17 protein-coding genes are annotated in these 20306 nt (G+C 72.7%); all 17 read right to left on the bottom strand.

What is annotated here, in order from left to right:
- Positions 1-999 carry an LLM class flavin-dependent oxidoreductase gene (locus tag M8C11_RS15805; RefSeq protein WP_252450102.1) on the bottom strand — a complete coding sequence of 333 codons (999 nt, stop codon included), beginning with the start codon at positions 997-999 and terminating at the stop codon, positions 1-3.
- Positions 996-1325 (bottom strand): TIGR04076 family protein, encoded by a 330-nt coding sequence (locus M8C11_RS15800; RefSeq protein WP_120570819.1) that lies wholly within the window; start codon positions 1323-1325, stop codon positions 996-998. Before M8C11_RS15800 ends, M8C11_RS15805 begins: the two co-directional genes overlap by 4 nt.
- Complete coding sequence (locus M8C11_RS15795; RefSeq protein WP_252450101.1) at positions 1322-2326, bottom strand: zinc-binding dehydrogenase; 1005 nt, start codon at positions 2324-2326, stop codon at positions 1322-1324. Before M8C11_RS15795 ends, M8C11_RS15800 begins: the two co-directional genes overlap by 4 nt.
- Complete coding sequence (locus M8C11_RS15790) at positions 2323-2736, bottom strand: nuclear transport factor 2 family protein (RefSeq protein ID WP_252450100.1); 414 nt, start codon at positions 2734-2736, stop codon at positions 2323-2325. Before M8C11_RS15790 ends, M8C11_RS15795 begins: the two co-directional genes overlap by 4 nt.
- Positions 2733-3998: an amidohydrolase family protein gene (locus M8C11_RS15785; protein WP_252450099.1), complete on the bottom strand. Its 1266-nt coding sequence runs from the start codon at positions 3996-3998 to the stop codon at positions 2733-2735. Before M8C11_RS15785 ends, M8C11_RS15790 begins: the two co-directional genes overlap by 4 nt.
- Positions 3995-5665 (bottom strand): hydantoinase B/oxoprolinase family protein, encoded by a 1671-nt coding sequence (locus M8C11_RS15780; protein WP_252450098.1) that lies wholly within the window; start codon positions 5663-5665, stop codon positions 3995-3997. Before M8C11_RS15780 ends, M8C11_RS15785 begins: the two co-directional genes overlap by 4 nt.
- A complete protein-coding gene (locus M8C11_RS15775; RefSeq protein WP_252450097.1) occupies positions 5658-7346 on the bottom strand; it encodes a hydantoinase B/oxoprolinase family protein in 1689 nt (562 codons plus the stop codon). Before M8C11_RS15775 ends, M8C11_RS15780 begins: the two co-directional genes overlap by 8 nt.
- Entirely contained in the window at positions 7343-9394 is a 2052-nt protein-coding gene (locus tag M8C11_RS15770) for a hydantoinase/oxoprolinase family protein (protein WP_252450096.1), read from the bottom strand. The genes M8C11_RS15775 and M8C11_RS15770 overlap by 4 nt, the downstream gene beginning before the upstream one ends.
- Entirely contained in the window at positions 9391-11421 is a 2031-nt protein-coding gene (locus M8C11_RS15765) for an ABC transporter ATP-binding protein (protein WP_252450167.1), read from the bottom strand. Before M8C11_RS15765 ends, M8C11_RS15770 begins: the two co-directional genes overlap by 4 nt.
- A gap of 2 nt (positions 11422-11423) precedes the next feature.
- Complete coding sequence (locus M8C11_RS15760) at positions 11424-12308, bottom strand: ABC transporter permease (RefSeq protein ID WP_091427917.1); 885 nt, start codon at positions 12306-12308, stop codon at positions 11424-11426.
- Positions 12308-13318 carry an ABC transporter permease gene (locus M8C11_RS15755; protein WP_128138124.1) on the bottom strand — a complete coding sequence of 337 codons (1011 nt, stop codon included), beginning with the start codon at positions 13316-13318 and terminating at the stop codon, positions 12308-12310. Before M8C11_RS15755 ends, M8C11_RS15760 begins: the two co-directional genes overlap by 1 nt.
- A 15-nt stretch (positions 13319-13333) precedes the next feature.
- The gene (locus M8C11_RS15750; protein WP_120570828.1) at positions 13334-14989 is read right to left on the bottom strand and encodes an ABC transporter substrate-binding protein; all 1656 of its coding nucleotides are present in this window, start codon (positions 14987-14989) and stop codon (positions 13334-13336) included.
- A gap of 278 nt (positions 14990-15267) precedes the next feature.
- Positions 15268-16056 carry an ATP-binding cassette domain-containing protein gene (locus M8C11_RS15745; RefSeq protein WP_120570829.1) on the bottom strand — a complete coding sequence of 263 codons (789 nt, stop codon included), beginning with the start codon at positions 16054-16056 and terminating at the stop codon, positions 15268-15270.
- Positions 16056-17318, bottom strand: a complete 1263-nt coding sequence (locus tag M8C11_RS15740; protein WP_252450095.1) for an alanine racemase — start codon at positions 17316-17318, stop codon at positions 16056-16058. Before M8C11_RS15740 ends, M8C11_RS15745 begins: the two co-directional genes overlap by 1 nt.
- A 19-nt stretch (positions 17319-17337) precedes the next feature.
- Positions 17338-18318 carry an ABC transporter permease gene (locus M8C11_RS15735; RefSeq protein WP_121684515.1) on the bottom strand — a complete coding sequence of 327 codons (981 nt, stop codon included), beginning with the start codon at positions 18316-18318 and terminating at the stop codon, positions 17338-17340.
- Entirely contained in the window at positions 18319-19296 is a 978-nt protein-coding gene (locus M8C11_RS15730) for an ROK family protein (protein WP_252450094.1), read from the bottom strand.
- On the bottom strand, positions 19296-20288 hold the full coding sequence (locus M8C11_RS15725; protein ID WP_252450093.1) for a phosphotriesterase: 993 nt from the start codon (positions 20286-20288) through the stop codon (positions 19296-19298). Before M8C11_RS15725 ends, M8C11_RS15730 begins: the two co-directional genes overlap by 1 nt.
- Between the last annotated feature and the right edge of the window lie 18 nt (positions 20289-20306).

Genomic DNA, 20306 nt, shown 5'->3' with positions numbered 1-20306 from the left:
TCACCTGCGCAGCAGCGGCAGGACGGCGGAGCCGAGCAGGTCCACGCCACGCTCGTCGGTGAGGCCGTGCGGCGTGCCGAACTCGACCCGGCGGACACCGGCGTCGATGAGCGCCTGGGCCTGCGCGGCGACCTGCTCCGGGGTGCCGGAGAAGGCGAACCGGTCGAGCACGTCGTCCGGGATCAGCCGGCCCGCCGCCTCGTCCTCGCCCGCGTCGACCAGCTCGCCGACGCGCTTGACCAGGTCGTCGGGCATCACGACGGTCGGGTCCAGCTCGGCCACCACCGCCAGGTACATGGCCACCTCGGTGCGGGCCTTGGCGCGGGCCGCCTCGCCGTCGGTGTCGACGACGGTGACCGCCCCGAGCACGATGCCGACGTCCGCGACGTCGCGTCCGGCCTTCTCCGCGCCGGTCCGCAGCCGCTCGCGGATCACCGGGACCATGTCCGGGTTGGCGCTGCCGCCCACCTTGATCTCGTCGGCGATCCGGCCGGCCAGCGCCGCGCCCTGCGGACCCCACGCGCCCAGCAGCAGCGGCGGGTCGGGCCGCCGCACGTCGTAACGCAGCGCGGTGCCGGGGGCGAGCGAAAAGACCTTCCCGGTGAAGCCGCTGCGGTCGCCGCGCAGCAGGCGGTAGACGACCTGGACGGCCTCATCGATCGTGGTCAGCGGCCGCGGCTGCGGCAGGCCGACAGCGCCCAGCCAGGTCCCCCGGGCCAGACCCAGGTAGGCCCGCCCGTGCGAGGCCAGGTCCAGGGCGGCGATCTGACCGGCGATCTCGTACGGCGCCATCGAGTACGGGTTCAGGCAGGCCGCGCCGAGGCGTACCCGCTCGGTCGCCTGCGCCATCTCCAGCAGCGGGAAGATCGGCGGCTGGTACATCAGGTCGCCGAAGACGGTGAGCACGTCGAAGCCGTGCGCCTCGGCGGCGCGGGCCAGCCGGGCGTAGGCGCCGGCCGGCTTGTCGCTCTGCAGGCCGAGTCCGATCTCGACCGTCATGTCAGGTCCGCCGAGTTCATCGTGCGCCGGCAGGTCCGTTCCACCTTCATGACGAGCCGCTCCTCCGGGTCGGGGCAGATGAAGTGGGAGTCCTGGGCCAGCCAGTCCCCCGGCGCCAGGTCACGCTGCTTGGCGGCGAGGAAGGGCAGCACCGAGGCGAGCGCGTACACGCAGAAGTGCTTTCCCTCGGGCAGCCGCAGGTGAGCGCTGTTGGTGAGTTCGAAGTGGTCGCCCACGGCCATGCCGCACACCGACCGGCCCTCGATCCGGTCGACTGTCACCTTCAGGTCGTAGATCTCCATGTCGCCGTCGTCGCTGTCGCTCACGGCCCCTCCCCCTCCTCGATCCGTACGATGATCTTGCCGGTGGTCCGGCGTTCGGCCAGCTCGGTGAGCGCCGCGGGCGCCTCGTCCAGCGACACCACGCGGCTGACCGGCGGCCGGACCGCGCCGGAGACGCACATGTCGAACAGTTCCTGGTAGGCGGCCTCGACGGCGCTCGCCCGGCGCCACGGGTACTGCGAGCCCCAGGAGAGGCCGACGAGCGTCGCGTTCGCCGCCATCAGCCGCAGCGGGTCGACTGGCGGCGGCGTGCCACCCGCCGCGCCCACCGCGACCAGGCGGCCCTCGAACGCCAGGCAGTCGCAGGAGCGGGCGAACACGTCGCCGCCCACCGGGTCCACCACGACGTCCACGCCCCGGCCGCCGGTGGCCGCCAGCACGGCGGGCACGAAGTCCGCCGCGGTGTAGTCGATCGCGACCGCGGCGCCGTGGTCGCGGCAGATCGCGGTCTTGGCCGGACCGCCCGCGGTGGCCAGGACCCGCGCGCCGCGGGCGACGGCGAGCTGGATCGTGGCGATGCCGACCCCGCCGGCGCCCGCGTGCACCAGCACCGTCTGCCCGGCGGTGACACCGGCCCGCTCCAGCGCGAACCACGCGGTCTGGTAGGTGACCGGCAGCGCCGCGGCGGTCACCGGGTCGACGGTGGACGGTCGCGGTACGACCACCGCGGCGTCCACGGTGACGGTCGTGCCGAGCGCGCCGCGCGGCAGCGCCGGGCAGGCGAGCACCTCCCGGCCCAGCAGGTGCTCGACCCCGGCGCCGGCGGCGACGACCCGTCCGGCCGCCTCCACGCCGGGTGTCATCGGCGGGTCCGGCCGCACCGGGTACTCGCCCCGGCAGAGCATGACGTCCAGGAAGTTCAGCCCCACCGTACGCACGGCGAGCCGCACCTCGCCGGGGCCGGGCGGCGGGTCGTCGGGCAGGTCGGCGACCGACAGCACGTCCGCCGGCTCGCCGGTCCGCCCGGCGACCAGCCGCCGGATCACGCCGCGCCCACCGGTTCCCGGACCAGCTCGGCGTGGTGGTGCACGATCACCCAGCGGCCGTCGATCCGGCGCACCACGTCGGTGACCCGGGTGATCTCCGGCTCGTCGTCCGGGCCGAGCTGCGAGACCAGCTCGTACCGGGCCACGCCGAAGTCGTCCCAGACGTCGATGCGCTTGTCCCGCGCGGCGAGCACCGCCAGCCGGGGCCGCTGCCCCGCGGCGTCCCGCCGGGCGCGGTACTCGTCCAGCTCGGCGCGGGTCCGCAGCGGCCCGGGCAGGTGCGTCTCCCAGGTGGTCACCTCGGGGTGCAGGTGCGTGTCGAACCGCTGCTGGTCCCCGGCGAGGAACGCGTCGTACATGTCATCGATGCCGGCGGCGATCGCCGCCGCGCCTGCCTGCGCGAACATCATCGCGTCTCCTCCTGGTTCCGGTCGTCGCGGGCGATCTGCCCGCCCTTCATCACCCACCGCACGTCCCGGAAGGCCGAGGTGTCGGCCAGCGGGTCGGCGTCGGTCGCGATCAGGTCGGCCAGCTTGCCGGCCTCGACGGTGCCGAGGTCGGACTCCGCGCCGAGCCACCGGATCGGCCCGAGGGTGCCGGCGTGGATGGCCCGCGCGGTGCCGATCCGCTCGGACATGTACTCCAGCTCCCGGATCGAGGCGGTGGTGCCCTCGAACTCCCAGAACGGGGGCATGTCGCTGCCGAGCAGCACCTCCACGCCGGCGGCGATCGCCATGTCGAAGCTCTCCAGGTGCCGGGGGCCGGCGCCGAGCGACCGGCACTGCATCCACTCCGGTACGCCCAGCTCGTCGAAGAACTCCTTGCACCGGGTCACCAGCAGCGTCGGCACGAGCGCGGTGCCGCGCTCGGCCATTCGCGCCGCGACCTGCGGGGTGAGCTGGTAGCCGTGCTCCACGCAGTCCAGTCCCAGATCCACGGCCGCGCCGATCACGTCGGCCGGTCCGGCGTGCGCGGTCACCTTGCGGCCCCACGCGTGCGCGGTCTCGATCACCGCGGTCATCTCGTCGGCGAACAACTGGGGCGTGTGGATGCTCTCGTGCTCACCGGCGATGCCACCCGAGATCATCACCTTGATCAGGTCCGCGCCCGCCTTGATCTGGCTGCGGACGCCCCGGCGGAAGCCCACCGGGCCGTCGCATTCGAGCGTGTCGTTGCTCTCGTGGCCGTGCCCGCCGGTGCACACCAGCGCCCGGCCGGCGGTGTAGATGCGCGGACCCGGCACGCGCCCGGCGTTGATCGCCCGCCGCAGCGCGAAGTCGGCGTGGTCCTTCTCCGCCACGCAGCGCACTGTGGTCACGCCGGAGTGCAGCGTGCGCCGCGCCCCGTCGGCCATGTAGTGGGCGAGGTCGTACGAGCCCATCCCCTTGACGCCCTCGCCGGCGGAGCCGGGCAGCGACAGCGAGAAGTGGGTGTGCATGTTGACCAGGCCGGGCGTCAGGTACGCGCCGTCGAGGTCCACCTCGGTCAGCCGGCCGGCGGCGCGCGCATGCCCGGCCACCTCGGCGTACGGCCCGACGGCGGCGATCCGGTCACCCCGGACCCACACCCCGGCACCGGTCACGGGCGCCATGCCGTCCACCACGCGGGCGTCCAGCACTGTGCAGTTGCCGAGCAGCACGCTCGGCTGCTCGGGCGAATAGGCGGCACTCACGCGATCACTCCATAAACGTCTCGGGCGGCCCGGGCCGAGACGTAGCCCTCGGCCACGTCCCGTCGCACCGCCTCTGGATCCCGACTCCTCGGGTCACCGTGCCCGCCGCCACCGGCGGTCAGCAACGTCACCCGGTCCCCCACCGCCACCGCGGTACGCCGTGTGCTCACCCGGTGCTCGCGGTCCGTGCCCGGGAACACCACCACCTGGTTCGGCTCCGGCTGCTCGCCGCCGGCCAGCGCCCACGGCGCGGTCCTCGTCTTCTTGATCACCGTCAGGAACTCACCCGGTGTCACGAACCGGATGTCCCGCCGCAGGCCGCAGCCGCCCCGGAACCGGCCGGCGCCACCGGAGTCGGTACGGATCTCCAGGCGCTCGAAGAACATCCCGGTCTTCGACTCCAGCACCTCGACCGGCGTGTTGCGCGCCTGGGTCTGGCACAGGTGGTTCGCCGGTCCGATGCCGTCGTGCCGGGGCGTGCCGCCCCACCCGACCGGGTCGTTGTTGCTGACCGCGAACATGTCGCCGGTGTCCGGGTGCAGGCCGACCATCATGAACCCGGGCACGTCACCGCCGGAGGACGCGGGCAGCCGGTCCGGCATGCCCTGCGCCAGCGCCTTGAGGATCAGCTCCAGCGCGACGGTGCCGGTCCACTGGGTGAACGTGGCGGCCGGGTACTGCGCGTGGAACAGCGTGCCGGGTTCGGCGCGTACCCGCAGCGGCGCGAAGTGCCCGGCGTTGGTCTGCTCGTGCGGCGTCGTGACGCCCTTGAACGCGACCCGGCAGGTGGCGATGGTGGCCCCGAGCGGCAGGTTCACCGGCCCGGGCACCGCCGGGGACGAGCCGGCGAAGTCCACTGTGAACTCGCCGTCGGCGACCGTGACGGTGACCCGCATGAGGATGGGCTCGTCGGTGACGCCGTCGTCGTCGAGCCAGTCCTCGGCGGTCCAGCTGCCCTGGGGCAGCGCGGCCACCGCCTCGCCGGCGCGCTGCGCGGCGGCGTCGATCACCCGGTCGATCACCGCGTCGACCACCGCGGGGCCGTAGTCGCGGTACAGCTCGGTCACCCGCCGATCGCCGGTACGCAGCGCGGCGATCTGCGCGTTGAGGTCGCCGATGACGAGCTCCGGCATCCGCGAGTTGAACCGGATCAGCTCGTGGATCTCGCGCACCGGCTCACCCCGGTCGTACACCTTCGTGCCGGGGAAGATGATCCCCTCCTGGTGCATGTCCGTGGAGTCGAGCACGTAACCGGGATCCTTGGCGCCCAGGTCCATCCAGTGCGCCCGGATGCACAGGAACCCGATCAGCTCCTCGCTGTCCGGCAGCACGACCGGCGCGAACATCGTCGCGTCGTACGTGTGCGCCGCGTTCCAGTACGGGTAGTTGAGCAGCACCACGTCGCCGCGGCGCAGGTTCTCCCGGCCGACGTACTCGACGCCCTTGCGCAGCGAGTAGTCGTTGGCGCCGAGGAAGCGGGACAACCCCGTGGACTCCGCGACCAGCCGAAGCCGCCGGTCGTAGACGGAGATGCCGAAGTCGTACACCTCGTAGATCACCGGATTGAACGCGGTGCGCACCAGCGCGGCCCGCATCTCCTCGGCGGCCGAGACGAGGTGGCTGCGGACGACCTCGACGGTTGCCCCGTCGACCGTCGGCTCACCCATCGACGTCCACTCCGTAGACGTCCCGGGCCGCCTCCCGGGAGACGTAGCCCTCGGCCACGTCCCGCCGGACCGCCTCGGGGTCGCGGCCGCGCGGGTCGCCGTGCCCGCCGCCACCGGCGGTCAGCAGCGTGACCCGGTCGCCCGCCGCCACCACGGTGCGCTTCGTGCTCACCCGGTGCTCGCGGTCGGTGCCCGGGAACACCACGATCTGGTTCGGCTCCGGCTGCTCGCCGCCGTCGAGCGCCCACGGCGCGCTCTTGGTCTTCTTGATCACGGTGAGGAACTCGCCCGGGGTCAGGAACCGGATGTCCCGCCGCAGGCCGCAGCCACCCCGGAACCGGCCCGCGCCACCGGAGTCCGCGCGGATCTCCCAGCGCTCGAAGAACATCCCGGTCTTGGCCTCCATGACCTCGATCGGGGTGCCCCGGCCGGTGCTGCCGGAGACGTGCGTGGCGGCGTCCATGCCGTCGTGCTGCGCGGTGCCGCCCCAGCCCACCAGGTCGTTGTTGCTGACCGCGAACATCTTCCCGGTGTCCGGGTGCAGGCCGACCATCATGAAGCCGGGCACGTCGCCGCCGGAGGAGGCGGGCAGCCGGTCCGGCATGCCCTGGGCCAGCGCCTTGAGGATCAGCTCCACCGCCACGATGCCGGTCCAGAGCGTGAACGTGGGCTGCGGGTAGACGGCGTGGAACAGGCTGCCCGGCTCGGCCCGCACCTCCAGCGGTGCCACGGTGCCGGCGTTCGACGGCTCGTCCCGCGACGTCAGCGACTTCAGCACGACCTTGCAGATCGCCTCCGTCGCCCCGAACGGCATGTTGATCGGGCCGCGGGTGGCGGGCGCCGAGCCGGCGAAGTCGACGACGAAGCGCCCGTCGGCGATGGTCACCGTGACGCGCATCTTCACCGGGTCGTCGGTGATGCCGTCGTCGTCCACCCAGTCCTCGGCGGTCCAGGTGCCCTGCGGCAGCGTCGCCAGCGCCGCGCGGGCGCGGGCCTCACCGTCGGCGATGATGCGGTCGATCGCCTGGTCGACGGTGTCCCGGCCGAACTTCTCGATGATCTCCAGCATCCGGCGCTCGCCGGTACGCAGCGCGGCGATCTGCGCGTGCAGGTCACCGAGCACCGCGTCGGGCATCCGCGAGTTGAAGCGGATCAGCTCGTGGATCTCGCGCACCGGCTCGCCCCGGGACACGACCTTGGTGCCCGGGAAGATCAGCCCTTCCTGGTGCATGTCGGTCGAGTCCAGCACATAGCCCGGGTCCTTGGCGCCCAGGTCCATCCAGTGCGCGCGGACGCAGAGGAAACCGACCAGGTCGCCGTCCGCCTCCGGGTCGGCCTCGTCCGGCCGGAACACCGGCGCGAACAGCGTCGCGTCGTACGCGTGCGCCGCGTTCCAGTACGGGTAGTTGAGCAGCACCACGTCGCCGCGGTGCAGGTTCTCCCGGCCCACGTACTCCACGCCCTTGCGCAGCGAGAAGTCGTTCGCGCCGAGGAAGAACGTCAGGCCGGTGGCCTCGGCGACCAGCCGCAGGTCGGCGTCGTACATCGACAGGCCGAAGTCGTGCACCTCGTAGATGACCGGGTTGAACGAGGTACGGATGAGGGTGGCCCGCATCTCCTCCGCGGCCGACAGCAGATAGCTGCGGACGACCTCGACCTGGGCTCCGTCCAGCGTGGTCATGCGGCTTCCTCCAGGGTGACGAGCAGGTATCCGTGGTCGTCGACGGTGACCCGCTGGCCGCTGGGCACCACTGTGGTGGAGGTGCCCTCGTCGATCAGCGCCGGTCCGTCGAAGGTGTCGCCCGGCTCCAGGCGGGCTCGGTCGTAGACGGCGAACGGCACCACCGCCTGCTGCCCGAAGTCGTACGCGTCGCGGTGGGTCAGCAGCGCCTGCGCCGGGTCGCCGTCACCGCGCGCCAGCGTCTCCAGCTCGGGCCGGTCGGTGCGCCCGATGCCGCGCACCCGCAGGTTGAGGATCTGCAGCGGGTTGCCCATGGTGTGGCCGTACCGGGTGCGGTGCGTCTCGTCGAACGCGGCCCGGATCGCGTCGCGGTCCAGCCCGCGCCCGACGGTGACCATCAGGCTGTGCTCCTGGCCCAGGTAGCGCAGCTCGAACTGCCGCTCCAGCACCGCCTCGCCGGCCGGCACGCCCTGCGCCACCAGCGACGCGACCGCCTCGGCCTCGACGGCCTTGAACAGCTGCTCCAGCTCCGCCAGGTCCGCGTCGTCGAGCGTGGCCATCACGGTGCGGCTGAAGTCGTTGACGATGTCGGCCGAGAGCATGCCCCAGGCGGAGAAGCCGGACGGGGCGAACGGCACGATCACCTCGCCGATGCCCATCTCGCGGGCCAGCAGCGGCGCCAGCAGCGGTCCGGCGCCGCCGAACGCGAGCAGCGCGAACTGCCGGGGGTCGTGACCCCGCTCGACGGTGATCTGCCGGACCGCGCCGACGGTGCGGGCCAGCAGCACGTCGAAGACGCCCGCCGCCGCGTTCTCCACGGTGAGGCCGAGCGGCTCGGCGAGCTGCTCGGTGATCGCGGCGCGCGCCTCGGCGTCGCGCAGCCCCATGGTGCCGGCGAGGAACCGGTCCGGGTCCATGTAGCCGAGCACCACCGCGGCGTCGGTGACAGTCGGCTTGGTGCCGCCCCGGCCGTAGCAGACCGGGCCGGGGTCGGCGCCGGCGCTCTGCGGGCCGACCTTGAGCAGGCCGTGGTCCAGCCAGGCGATCGAGCCGCCGCCGGCGCCGATGGTCCGGATGTCGTACGTCGGGATGAGCAGCGGGAAGTGCTCCAGCTGGGCCTCGTACGCGGCGACCGGGTTGCCGCGCTCGATCACGCAGGCGTCCAGCGAGGTGCCGCCGATGTCGAACGTGAGCACGTTGTCCCGGCCCAGCTCGGAGGCGACGTACGCGGCGCCGACGATGCCACCGGCCGGGCCGGAGAGCACTGTGTGCGTGGGTGCGGTCTTGGCGACCGCGCTGGTCATCGAGCCGCCGCCGGACCGCATGATCAGGAAGCGCCCGGCGAAGCCGCGCTCGGCCAGGCCGGACTCCAGCTCGTCCACGTACCGCTCGAAGATCGGCCGGATGTACGCCTCCAGCACCGTGGTGCTGGTCCGCTCGTACTCCCGGTACTCGCGCACGATGTCGGTCGACAGCGACAGGCTGACCTCGGGGAACTCCTCGTGGATCAGGCGCGCGGCCTCCCGCTCGTGACCCGGGTCGAGGAACGAGTGCAGGAAGCAGATGGCGATGGAGGTGACCTGCTCGTCCACCACGAGCCTGCGCGCGGCCTCCCGGACGCTGTCCGGGTCCAGCGGCTCCACCACGCGGCCCCGGTAGTCCAGCCGGCCCCGCACGCCCGCGGTGAAGCGGCGCTGCACCAGGCTCTCCGGCCGCTGGTACTGGAAGTCGTACATGTGGTCGGACGGCACGTTGCCGCGGCCGATCAGGAAGATGTCCCGGAAGCCCTCGTTGGTGATGATGCCGGTACGGCCACCACGCCGCTCCAGCACCGCGTTGAGGCCGAGCGTGGTGCCGTGGATGAACAGCTCCACCTCGGACAGGTCGGTGCCGAGCGCGGTGATCGCGTTGAGGACACCGTCCGCGGGCCGGGCCGGGGTCGTCGCCGCCTTGCGGAAGCGGACCCGGTTGGTGCGCGTGTCGAGTTCCATGGCGTCCACGAAGGTCCCGCCGATGTCGACGGCGAGCCGGATGGGGCGACGGGTCATGGCGTGACAGCCTGCCTTCCGATGAGGGCGGGAAGCTCGGGAACTCGCCAGCAGGCGGCCCGGCTCTCGCCGTACGACTGAAGCTCCTGCTGCTCCGCTCGGCACCGGTCGGTGACGAACGGGCACCGGGCGGCCAGTGGGCACCCGGTCGCGGCGTCGGCTTCCTCCAGGTCCTTGACCAGCTCGACGGCCTCGCCGTCGGACCCGGTCGTCCCGCCGAGGCGGGGGGCGCTGCCCAGCAGCGCCCGGGTGTACGGGTGCCGGGGCGTGTCGAACACGACGTCCACCGGTCCCTCCTCGACGACGCGGCCGAGGTAGAGCACCACGACCCGGTCGGCGAACCCGCGCACCGTGGCCAGGTCGTGGGAGATGAACACCGAGGCGCGGTCCGCGTCGGCCGCCACGTCGGCGATCACGTCGAGGATCTGCGCCTGGACGGTGACGTCCAGGGCCGAGGTCGGCTCGTCGAACACGATCAGGTCCGGCTCGCCGACCAGCGCGCGGGCGATGCCGATGCGTTGCGCCTGACCGCCGGACAGCTCGTGCGGGTAGCGCTGGAGGATCGACCGGTCCAGCTCCATCCGGTCCAGCACGGCGGCGACGCGCTCGGCCCGCTGGGCCGGGGACAGGCCCGCGGCGCGCAGCGGCTCGGCGATGGAGTCGCCGACGGGACGGCGCGGGCTGAGCGAGCCGATCGGGTCCTGGAACACGAGCTGCGCCCGGGTCCGGGCCCGGCGCAGCGCCCGGCCCCGCGGCCGGGGGCGGCCCGGCTGCTTGACCAGCGCCTGCCCGGCGACCGTGACGGTGCCGGACGTGGGCGCGACCAGACCCATGACGAGCTTGGCGAGCGTGCTCTTGCCGCAGCCGCTCTCGCCGACCACGCCCAGCGTCTCGCCCGGCCCGAGCCGCAGCGTGACGCCGCGCAGCGCGTGGTGCCCGCCGGAACCGAAGCGGCTGCGGTAGACGACGTGCGCGTCCTCGATCTCCAGCACTGCGGGCTTCGCGTCCGAGGCCGCGACCGCGCCGGACGCCGCCGGCGTGTGCGACGTCCGCGGCAGGCCGGCGTCCAGCGGCCGGGTCTGCGGGTGGAAGCAGGCGAGCGACCACTCACCACCACCGGGCACCGGCACGGTGGCCGGACGACGGGACGAGCAGGTGCCGTCGGCGTGCGCGCACCGGGCGACGAACGGGCAGTTGTGCGGCGCCTCGGTGAGCAGCGGCATGGCGCCGGGGGTGGCGACGACCGGCCGGCCGCCGACGTCCGGCACCGAGCGCAGCAGCGCCCGGGTGTACGGGTGCGCGGGCTCCCGCAGCACCTGCGCGGCCGGTCCGCTCTCCACCACGGTGCCGGCGTAGAGCACCACCACCCGGTCGCAGACCTCCGCGATGGACGCCAGGTCGTGCGAGATCAGCAGGACGCCCCGGCCGTCGGTGTCGGCGGCGTGCCGGAACTGGCGCAGGATCTCCCGGGTCAGCGTCACGTCCAGGCCGGTGGTCGGCTCGTCGGCGATCAGCAGCTCCGGCGCGCAGCCGGTGGCCAGCGAGATCATCACGCGCTGGGCCATGCCGCCGGACAGCTCGTGGGCGTACGCGTCGAGCCGGCGCTGCGGGCTGCGGATGCCGACCGCCTCGAACAGCTCGCGCGCCGCCTCCCTGGCCCGCTCGCCGGACATCTCCTGGTGGGTGGCGAGCCGGTCGACGAGCTGCTTGCCGATGGTGCGGGTGGGGCTGAGCGCGCCGCGCGGGTTCTGGAAGCAGATCGCCACTCCCCGCCCGCGGTGGGCGGCGAGCGCGGCGTCGTCCATGCGCAGCACGTCCGAGTCGCCGAAGCGCACCCGGCCGGTGGCGTGCGAGCCGCCGGGCAGCAGCCCGACGACGGCGCGGGCCACCATGCTCTTGCCGCCGCCGCTCTCGCCGACCAGGCCGACGACCTCGCCGGGTCGTACGGCGAAGCTGACGCCGCTGAGCGCTGCCACCTGCCGGCCGGGCCGGCGGATCGTGACGGAGAGGTTCTCGATCGACAGCATGGTCACCGCCGCTTCGCGTTGGCGCGGTCCTGCAGGCCTTCGCCGAGCAGGCTGAACCCCAGGACGCAGACGAACAGGGCCAGGCCGGGCGGGACCGAGGTCCACCACCGGCCGCCGACCACGTCCGCGGCGCCGAGGCTGATCATGGCGCCCCACTCCGCCTCGGGGATGCTCACGCCCAGGCCGAGGAAGGAGAGCCCGGCCAGGGTGAGCATGGCCCAGCCGCAGTTCAGCGGCGCGATGACCCGGACCGGGGTGAGGCTGTTCGGGAGCAGGTGCCGCCAGAGCACGCCGACCGGCGACGCCCCGGAGGTGATCGCGGCGTCCACGAACGGCAGTTCCCGCAGCGACCGCACCTCGGCGCGGACCAGCCGGGCGTACGCCGGCGCGTTCACCGCCGCGATCGTGATGATCAGGTTGATCGTGCCGTTGCCGAGCAGGGCGGCCACGGCCAGCGCCAGGATGAACGTGGGGAACGACTGGAAGATGTCGACCACCCGCATCAGCACGTCGTCGAGCCAGCCGCCGAAGTAGCCGGCGACCAGGCCGAGCAGCGTGCCGACGACCACGGCGAGCGCGACAGCGGCCAGGGCGATGCCCAGGTCGAGCCGGGCGGCGTAGAGCACCCGGCTCCAGATGTCCATGCCGTTGCCGTCGGTGCCGAGCAGGTGGCTGCCGCCCGGGGCGACCAGGGTGTTCGCCGCGTCGATCTCGGTCTCGCCCCACTGGCTCAGCAGCGGCGCGAACACCGCCACCAGCGCGACCACCGACAGGATGCTCGCCCCGGCGATGATCATGCGGCGGGCGAAACGGCTGTCCCGGTCACCGCCGGGCACCACCACCGGCGCGGCGGCGGGACCGTCGGGGACGGTTCGCAGCTCGGCCATCAGAGCCTCACTCTCGGGTCGAGGATCGCGTGGACCACGTCGGCGATGAGGAACACCAGCACGTAGCACAACGCGATGACCAGCACCGACGCCTGCACCACCGGGTAGTCCCGGTAGAGCAGGCCGCGCAGGGCCCACTGGCCGAAGCCCTGCCACGAGTACACGTACTCGACGAGCACGGTGGAGCCGATCGCCGTACCGAAGACCAGCGCGGCGAGCGACGGCAGCCGGACCAGCGTCGCCCGCAGCAGGTAGCCGTAGTGCAGCGTCCGGTCGCGCAGCCCGTGCGCCTTGGCCGCGGCGTACGACTCGGAGTGCAGCACCTCCAGCGCGGAGGCCCGGACGCTGCGCAGCAGCGGGGCGACCACGCCGACCACGAGGGTCAGCACCGGCAGCACGAGGTACGCCGCGGCCGAGGCGATCGCCGGCCCGTTGGCGGTTAGGACGGCGTCGACGAGATCGGCGCCGGTGAGCGGGGTCAGGCCGGTGTCCGGGTCGACCCGGCCGTTGGGCGCCGGGAACCAGCCGAGGATGCTGTAGCCGACGAGCACCAGCACCAGGCCGAGCCAGAACTCCGGTACGGAGTTGCCGACCAGCGCGAAGATCCGGACGCTGTGGTCCCCGGCCCGGTTGGCCCGCTTGGCCGACCAGATGCCCAGCACCGTCGCCACCACGAGCGCGATGGTCACCGAGATGACCACGAGCTCCAGGGTCGGACCCACCCGGAGCGCCATCTCCGAGCCCACGGAGCTGCCGCTCTGGATCGAGGTCCCGAAGTCACCGGTCAACAGCCCGCCGAGGTAGTCGAGGAACTGCTGCCACAGTGACTGGTCGAGCCCGAAGCGGGCCCGGGCCGCGGCGGCGTCCTCCTCGGTGGCGTTCTGCCCGAGGATGCTGCGGACGGGGTCGCCCGGCAGCACTCGGACCAGGAGGAAGGCCAGGACGACCACTCCGAGCAGAACGGGGATCAGCTGGAGCAGTCGCCTGGCGACGAACCGGAAGATACGCATGGGTGGGTGACGTCCCTAGGCCGAAGCGCTCAGGTAGCGCAGGCGGGCGAGGCCGTCCATCGGCTGCACCCAGCCGGCGACGGATTCCCGGACGGGCAGGTTGAAGTTGGGCTGGCAGATGACCACCCACGGCACGTCGGCGGCGAGGATCTCCTGGACCCGCTTCCACAGCGCGTTGCGGGCGCCCGTGTCGACAGTGGTGTGCGACTTCTCGTAGATCTGCTCGATCTCCGGGTTGGTGTAGTTCGAGTAGTTGAGGTTGGCGCCCTTGACGAAGCTGGTCGCCAGCATGTACTCGACGTCGTCCACCCAGAGCTGCCCGGAGGTGATCTGGAGCGGGATGTTCTTCTTGGTCCGCCGCTCGCCGAGGGTCGCCGGGTCGAGCGGGGTCAGCTTGAGCCGGATGCCGGCCTTGGCCGCCTCGCTCTGCACCTGGACGGCGATCTTCTGCTGCTCCTCGTTGTCGGCCTCGAAGACCAGCTCGGAGTCGAGCGACGCCCGGCCGGCGGCGGCCATGGCGGCCTTCGCCTTTTCCAGGTCGTGGGTGAACGGGTAGCCGCTCTCGTCGTACCCGGGCATGTCCAGCGGGACCGGGCTCTTGGCCGCGCGGGCGTCGCCGCCGTACACGTTGTTGATGATCTGCTCGTAGGGCACCGCGTAGGCGAGCGCCTTGCGCACGTTCACGTCGTTGAACGGCGCCGCGGTGACCGACATCTGGATGGCGACCTGGCGGTTGCTGGCCGCTGAGATGACCTTGATGCCCGGGGCCTTCTTGAGGTCCTGGATGTCGCGCTGGCTGATGCCGAGGGCGATGTCGATGTCACCGGCCTGGAGCTGGAGCCGCTGGTTGGAGGCGGCCGGCACGACCGAGATCCGGATGGTCGGCGTCTTGGCCGGGTCCGGGCCCGGGTAGCCGGTGTTGGCGCTGAGCTCGATCTCCTGGCCCTGGGTGGCCTTGGCGACGTTGAAGTAGCCGCCGGTGGGCGGGTTCTTCGCGAACCAGTCCTTGGCCCAGGGGTCGCTGGCGCTGGCGTGCTTCTTGGCCTCGACGGAGTCGAAGACGTACAGCGAGATCGCCTGGATCTGCCGGGTGAGCGCGCTGGGGAACGCCTGGTGGAACTCCACCGTGTAGTCGTCGACCACCTTGACCTGGTCGGCGCTGGTGAGGCCGATGGTGCGGTAGACGCCGGCGACGTTGGCCTGGGCGGCGAACGCGCGGTCCTTCGACCACTTGACGTCGGCGGCCTTCATCTCGTTGCCGCTGGCGAACTTCACGCCGCGGCGCAGCTTGAGCGTCCACACCTTCTGCTCGGCGTCCGGCTCGAACGACTCGGCGAACGTCGGGGTGATGTTCTGGGTGTCGAGGATCTGGCTGCCGCCGGCGTTGGTGACCCCGTAGTCGATCAGGTACGGGAAGACGTTCTTGTAGAGCATCAGCGCGGTCAGGTCGAAGCCGACGAAGTCCTGGTCCCAGCTCGACAGGTAGCTGGAGACGGCGATGCGCAGCGTCTTGGCGGAGGCGCCGCCGGACTTGCCGTCCGTGGACTTGTTACCGCTGTCCGCGGCGCAGGCGCCGGTGGCGAACAGGAGCGCGACGCTGCCGCCCAACTGCAGGACGCCGCGGCGGGAGAGCGCGGGCGAGGAGGCGCCCGGACGGGGTGAACGAGCCATGAGAAGTCCTCCTAGAAGCACGAGGCAGATGGCCCGAGCAGCGGACCTACCAGGAGTTCTACCGGATTTAGCACCAGTGAACAATAGGGTGAACGGTGTTCAGTGAACACGGCTGCGCAACGAAACGAAAGCGCTCCCGAAGTGCGGGATAGCCGCGCTGTCAGCGTTCACATGGGTTCACACAAACGTTACGTACGGCGGATCGAACGGGGCCGGGAACGCCGATGACCCCGGGAGGGACACCCGGGGTCATCGTCTCGCGCGGTGGTTCGCGCGGGTCAGGGGCGGACGGTCTCCTCGGACGCGCCGGTGATCATCGAGACGATCTCGTTGCGGCTGGTCTCGGTGATGCCGCGCACGCCGACCTGGCGTCCCCGGCGCAGCACCGCCACCCGGTCGGCGATGCGGAACACCTGGTCCAGGTTGTGGCTGACCACGAGCACGGCCGCGCCCCGCTCCCGCAGCTTCAGGATCAGCTGCTCCACCTTGGCGGTCTCGGCCACGCCCAGCGCCGCGGTCGGCTCGTCCATCAGCACCAGGCCGCTGGCCCAGTGGGTGGCGCGGCAGATCGCCACCGCCTGCCGCTGGCCGCCGGACAGGTCCCGGATGGTCGCCTTCGCGCTGGGGATGCGTACGTCCAGCGCGTCCACCAGCTCCTGCGTCTCCCGGGCCATCCGGCGCCGGTCCAGCAGCCGCAGCGGACCGCGGGTGAGTTCCCGGCCCAGGAACATGTTCATGTAGACCGGCTGCGAGTCGGCCAGGGCCAGATCCTGGTAGACCACCTCGACGCCCTGCCGGCGGGCGTCGGAGGCGTCCCGGAACGTCACCGGCCGCCCGTGCATCTCCAGCTCGCCCTCGGTGGGCTGGTACACCCCCGAGATGATCTTCACGAGGGTGGACTTGCCGGCGCCGTTGTCGCCGACCAGCGCGGTGATCTGGCCGGCGGCCAGTTCCAGGTCGAAGCGCTCGATCGCGACGACGCCGCCGAACTGCTTACGGATGCCGCGCAACCGCAGCGGCGGGGCGCCCGCCCTGGTCGCGTCGGTCTTGTCGGTGACCGTGCTCATCATGCCCTCCCTGCGCTGCGAGCGGTGTGGTTGCCGGTGCCGGGGCCGCCGACCGCGTGGATGTCGTCCAGCCCGATCGGCGCCGAGCCGTCGGCGGCGTACACGCCGGCCACGGCCGGGGCGCCCGACCGGACGCCGGTCACGCCCGCCGTCAGCGCCCGCGTGACGAACGCCTGCGGCCGGAAGCCGAACAGGACCGTGTCGCCGGGCGCGACGCCCGGCGCCGCCGTCACGTCGGCCATCGCGTAGTAGTCGATCGCCTCCGGCGCGGGCATCTCCACGTCGACCAGGTACGCGTCGTCGAGACCACCGCCCCGGGGCACGATCAGCGCCCGGGTGCCGCCCAGGCCCAGCACCGGGTCGACGTAGAGCCCGCCGCCGAAGACGTACGCCCGCCCGTCCCACAGGTGGGACACCTCGCTGACGTAGAGCACGGCCGGCTCCTCGACCAGGTCGGTGACCGCGTGCCAGGGCGTGGTGCCGGTGAGCCCGTGACCGGGTTCGACCTGCGTCACGCCCGCCTCGGCCAGCGTGGGCAGGATCGCCGCCGACGTCGTACCCGGGGCGTTGATCTCGACGTGCGACCACCCGGCGGCGCGCAACGCCGCGGCGGCGCTCCGCAGGGTGCCGAGGTTGGGGGTCGGCACGACCCGCCCGGCGGCCGGATCGAACAGCTGGGTCGGGAAGCTGGTGACACCGGCGAACCGGGCGCCGTCGAGGGCGTCGAGCCGGTGGGCCACAGCGACGACCTCCTCGGCCGGCCAGCCGCCCTCGTGGCCCCGGTAGAACCGGTCGCCGGGAGCCGCGATCCGGGCGAGCAGCGCCTGCTCCCGCCCGGCCGCCGCGCTCGCGGCGGCCGCCTCGGCGGCCTTGGCGTCGTTGAAGACCGTCCAGTACGCGGGCGCGAGCGCGGCGGCGACCGCGGCCTCGTGCCGGGGGATCTGCACCAGGTGGCCGAGGTGACCGATGCCGAGCCCGCCGCGCCGGTCGGCGAGCGCGCACTGGAGGTCGACGCCGACCGCCTCGGTGATGCCCGCGTCGCGGACCGTCCGGCAGAAGTCGGGGTTGCGCCCGACCTGCTTGGTCATGGCGTAGACGGACAGCCCGAACCGGTCGGCCTCGCCCCGGATGGCGGCGGCGTTCGCGGCGACCGTGTCCAGGTCCAGCGCGTAGCAGTTGGCCGGCAGGTCACCGCTGCCGTGCAGGTTCGCGGCGGCGGCGAGCAGGCCCGGATTGCGGCGTCGCAGCAGGTCCAGAAACATGCGTGTGCTTCCTTCCGGGTCAGCTTCGCCGCTCGCGCAGCGAGAGGGAGACGGCCACCAGGATGATCGCGCCGCGCGCCATCATCTGCTGCGACACGGACAGGCCGGCCAGGATCAGGCCGTTGTTGAGCATGCCCATCAGCAGGCTGCCCAGCACCGCGCCGATGATCGAGCCCTTGCCGCCGAAGAGGCTGGTCCCGCCCACGATCACGGCGGCGATCACGGACATCAGGTCGGCCTCGCCGAGGGTGTACCGGGCGCCCTGGAGGCGGCCGGCGTACAGCAGGCCGGCCATCGCTGCGCACATCGCGCTGCCCATCAGCACCATGATCTTGACGCGGATCACCTTGATGCCGCTGACCCGGGCCGCCGCGACGTTGTCGCCGATGGCGAGCGTGTGCGCGCCGTACCGGGTCTGCCGCAGCACGAGGTAGCCGACCACTGCCGCCGCCACCGACCAGAGCACCAGGCCGGGGATGCCGAGGATCTCGCCCTGGCCGAAGAAGGACAGGAACGCGTCGTTGCTGACCGGCACCGACTGGAGGCCGGTGACCTCGCGGGCCAGACCGGCCACCGCACCCATGGTGGCGAGCGTGACCAGGAAGCTGGGCAGCCGCACGAGCGTCACGAAGACGCCGTTGACCAGGCCGACCGCCGCGCCGGCGGCGAGGCCCGCGGCCACGCCGAGCAGCATGCTGTCGGTCTCGCGCAACGTCACCGCGCCGACGAGCGCGGAGAGCGCGACGACCGAGCCGATGGACAGGTCGATCTCACCGGCGGCCAGCACGAAGACCAGCCCGACCGCCATGATCGTGATCGGCGCGGTCTGGATGACGATGTTGGTGAGGTTGCTCGTGGTCAGGAAGCCGTTGCTGCCCTGGGTGATGGCGAAGAACAGGAACACGACCGCGAAGCCGATGTAGACCACGTAGTCGCGCCAGTTGATCCGGCGCCAGGCCGGGGCGGCGCTGGTCTTCACCGCCGCATCCGTGTGGGTCATCTATCGTCCCTCCGCTGTCTGGAAAGAGGTGTTCCGGTGGGCCGGCACGTCGTCGCGTACGCCGGCCTCCCGGCGGGCGACCGCGACGGCGCCGAGCAGGCCGGCCCGGTCGCCGAGCCGGCTGGTCTTGATCAACGGGGCGTCCGCGCTGAGCGCGGCGACCCAGCGCCGGACCGGTTCGACGAGTTCGGCCCGGGAGCCGATGCCGCCGCCCAGGACGACCGCCTCCGGGTCCAGGACGGCGGCGACCGCGACGACGGCCAGGGCGATCAGCCGCGCCTCCTCGTCGATGGCCGCGAGGGCGTCCGGGTCACCGGACGCGGCCCGGTCGAAGACGTCGGGCACGCTCGCCTGCTCGCCGGACACCGCCCGGTAGCGGGCCGCGAGGGCGGCGCCGGCGACCGCCTCCTCCAGCGCGCCCTTCACCTGGTTGTCCTTGTCGAACGGGTCGGTGCCCAGCGGCAGGTAGGAGATCTCCCCGGCCGCGCCGCGCGCGCCGCGGACCAGCTCGCCGTCGAGCACGATGCCCATGCCGACGCCGGTGCCGACCGCCACGAACACGAAGTGCCTGTGGGTACGCCCGCTGCCCAGCCACTGCTCGCCGGCGGCGGCCATGTTGACGTCGTTGTCCAGCACGACCGGGTGGCCCAGCCGGCGGGTCAGCTCGGCCCGCACGTCGAGGGCCTCCAGGTCGGAGACGTTGGGCGACAGCTCGATGGCGCCGGTCGCCGGGTCGGGTACGCCGGGCAGGCCGATCGCGCTGGCCCGCACGTCGGACCAGTCGATGCCGGTCCGGGCGGCCAGCTGGCGCAGCAGCGCGTCGATCTGCGCGGCGACCGCCGTACCGCCCCGGGGGTCGGTCGGCTGCACCTGCTCGTCCACGACGAGACCGTCGAGGTCGGCCAGCGCGGCCCGCAGCTTGGTGCCGCCGAGGTCGACGCCGGCGACGTAGCCGGACGGACGCGGATGCGCGGCCATCAGCCGACCGTCAGGAGCCGGGCCGGGTTGGCCACCAGCATCTGGTCGATCGCCTCCGGCGGCACACCGAGCCGGGCGAGACCCGGCACGATCTCCGCGCCCAGGTACGAGTACCCGAGGCGGCCGTGCGTGCCCGGGTTCAGGTACGCCTCGGCGCCGGTCAGGTCCATCGAGAGCAGGATCCGGTCGGCGTACCCGTCCCGGACCAGCCCGGCGAGCATGTCCAGCCGGGCCCGGTCGGGCCGGTGGTACGCGCGCTTGGCGAACTCGCCCTCCGGCGGGTCCGCCGGCAGCGGGGCGAGCACGAAGTCCCAGAACTGCTTGCCGAGCGTGTCGAAGGCGATGTTCACGCCGGTGGCCAGCACGGCCCGCAGATAGTCCGGGTCGGGGTTGATGTCCAGGTGGCCGATGACGACGCGGGAGAGGTCGGCCTTCTCCTCGCGCAGGATCTCGACCTGCTCCAGCGCCATCGTGCCGTGGGTGGTGTGGGTGTTCACCGCCAGGCCGGTGGCGACGTGGGCGCGGGCGGCGGCGCGCAGGCACTTCTCCTCGTGCGGGGTGATCTCGTTCAGGCCGGTGGCCTGCTCGCCGAAGATGCCCACCTTGATCCCGGTGTCCCCGACGCCGATCGTGGCGTCGGCGACGAAGCGCTCGCGCATCTCGTCGACGCTCGCGGTCAGCGCCCAGCCCGGGGAGTACGGCTCCAGGTAGATCGCCGATCCGGCGACCACGTTCAGGCCGGTACGCAGCGCCACCTCACGCAGCAGCGTCACGTCGTGACCGACCACCTCGTACGGGGACAGGTCCACGACCGTGCCGAAGCCAAGCTCCGGCAGGCCGCTCACCGCGTCGGCGGCGAGGTCGGCGCGGTCGTCCCCGGCGCCGCCGGACAGCCACGGCCCGGGCACCAGCGCGCCGAGGTGCTCGTGGCTCAGCACCCGGCCGAGCGACTCGGGAGCCACCGGCCCGAGGACTGTCTGGACGTACCCCATGTGCTTCTTCCTCTCGTC

It is taken from the genome of Micromonospora sp. CPM1 (assembly GCF_023896895.1).
Classification (GTDB): domain Bacteria; phylum Actinomycetota; class Actinomycetes; order Mycobacteriales; family Micromonosporaceae; genus Micromonospora; species Micromonospora tulbaghiae.
The sequence above is the reverse complement of the archived record's forward strand: the minus strand, read 5'-3'. Positions and strand labels throughout refer to the sequence as shown.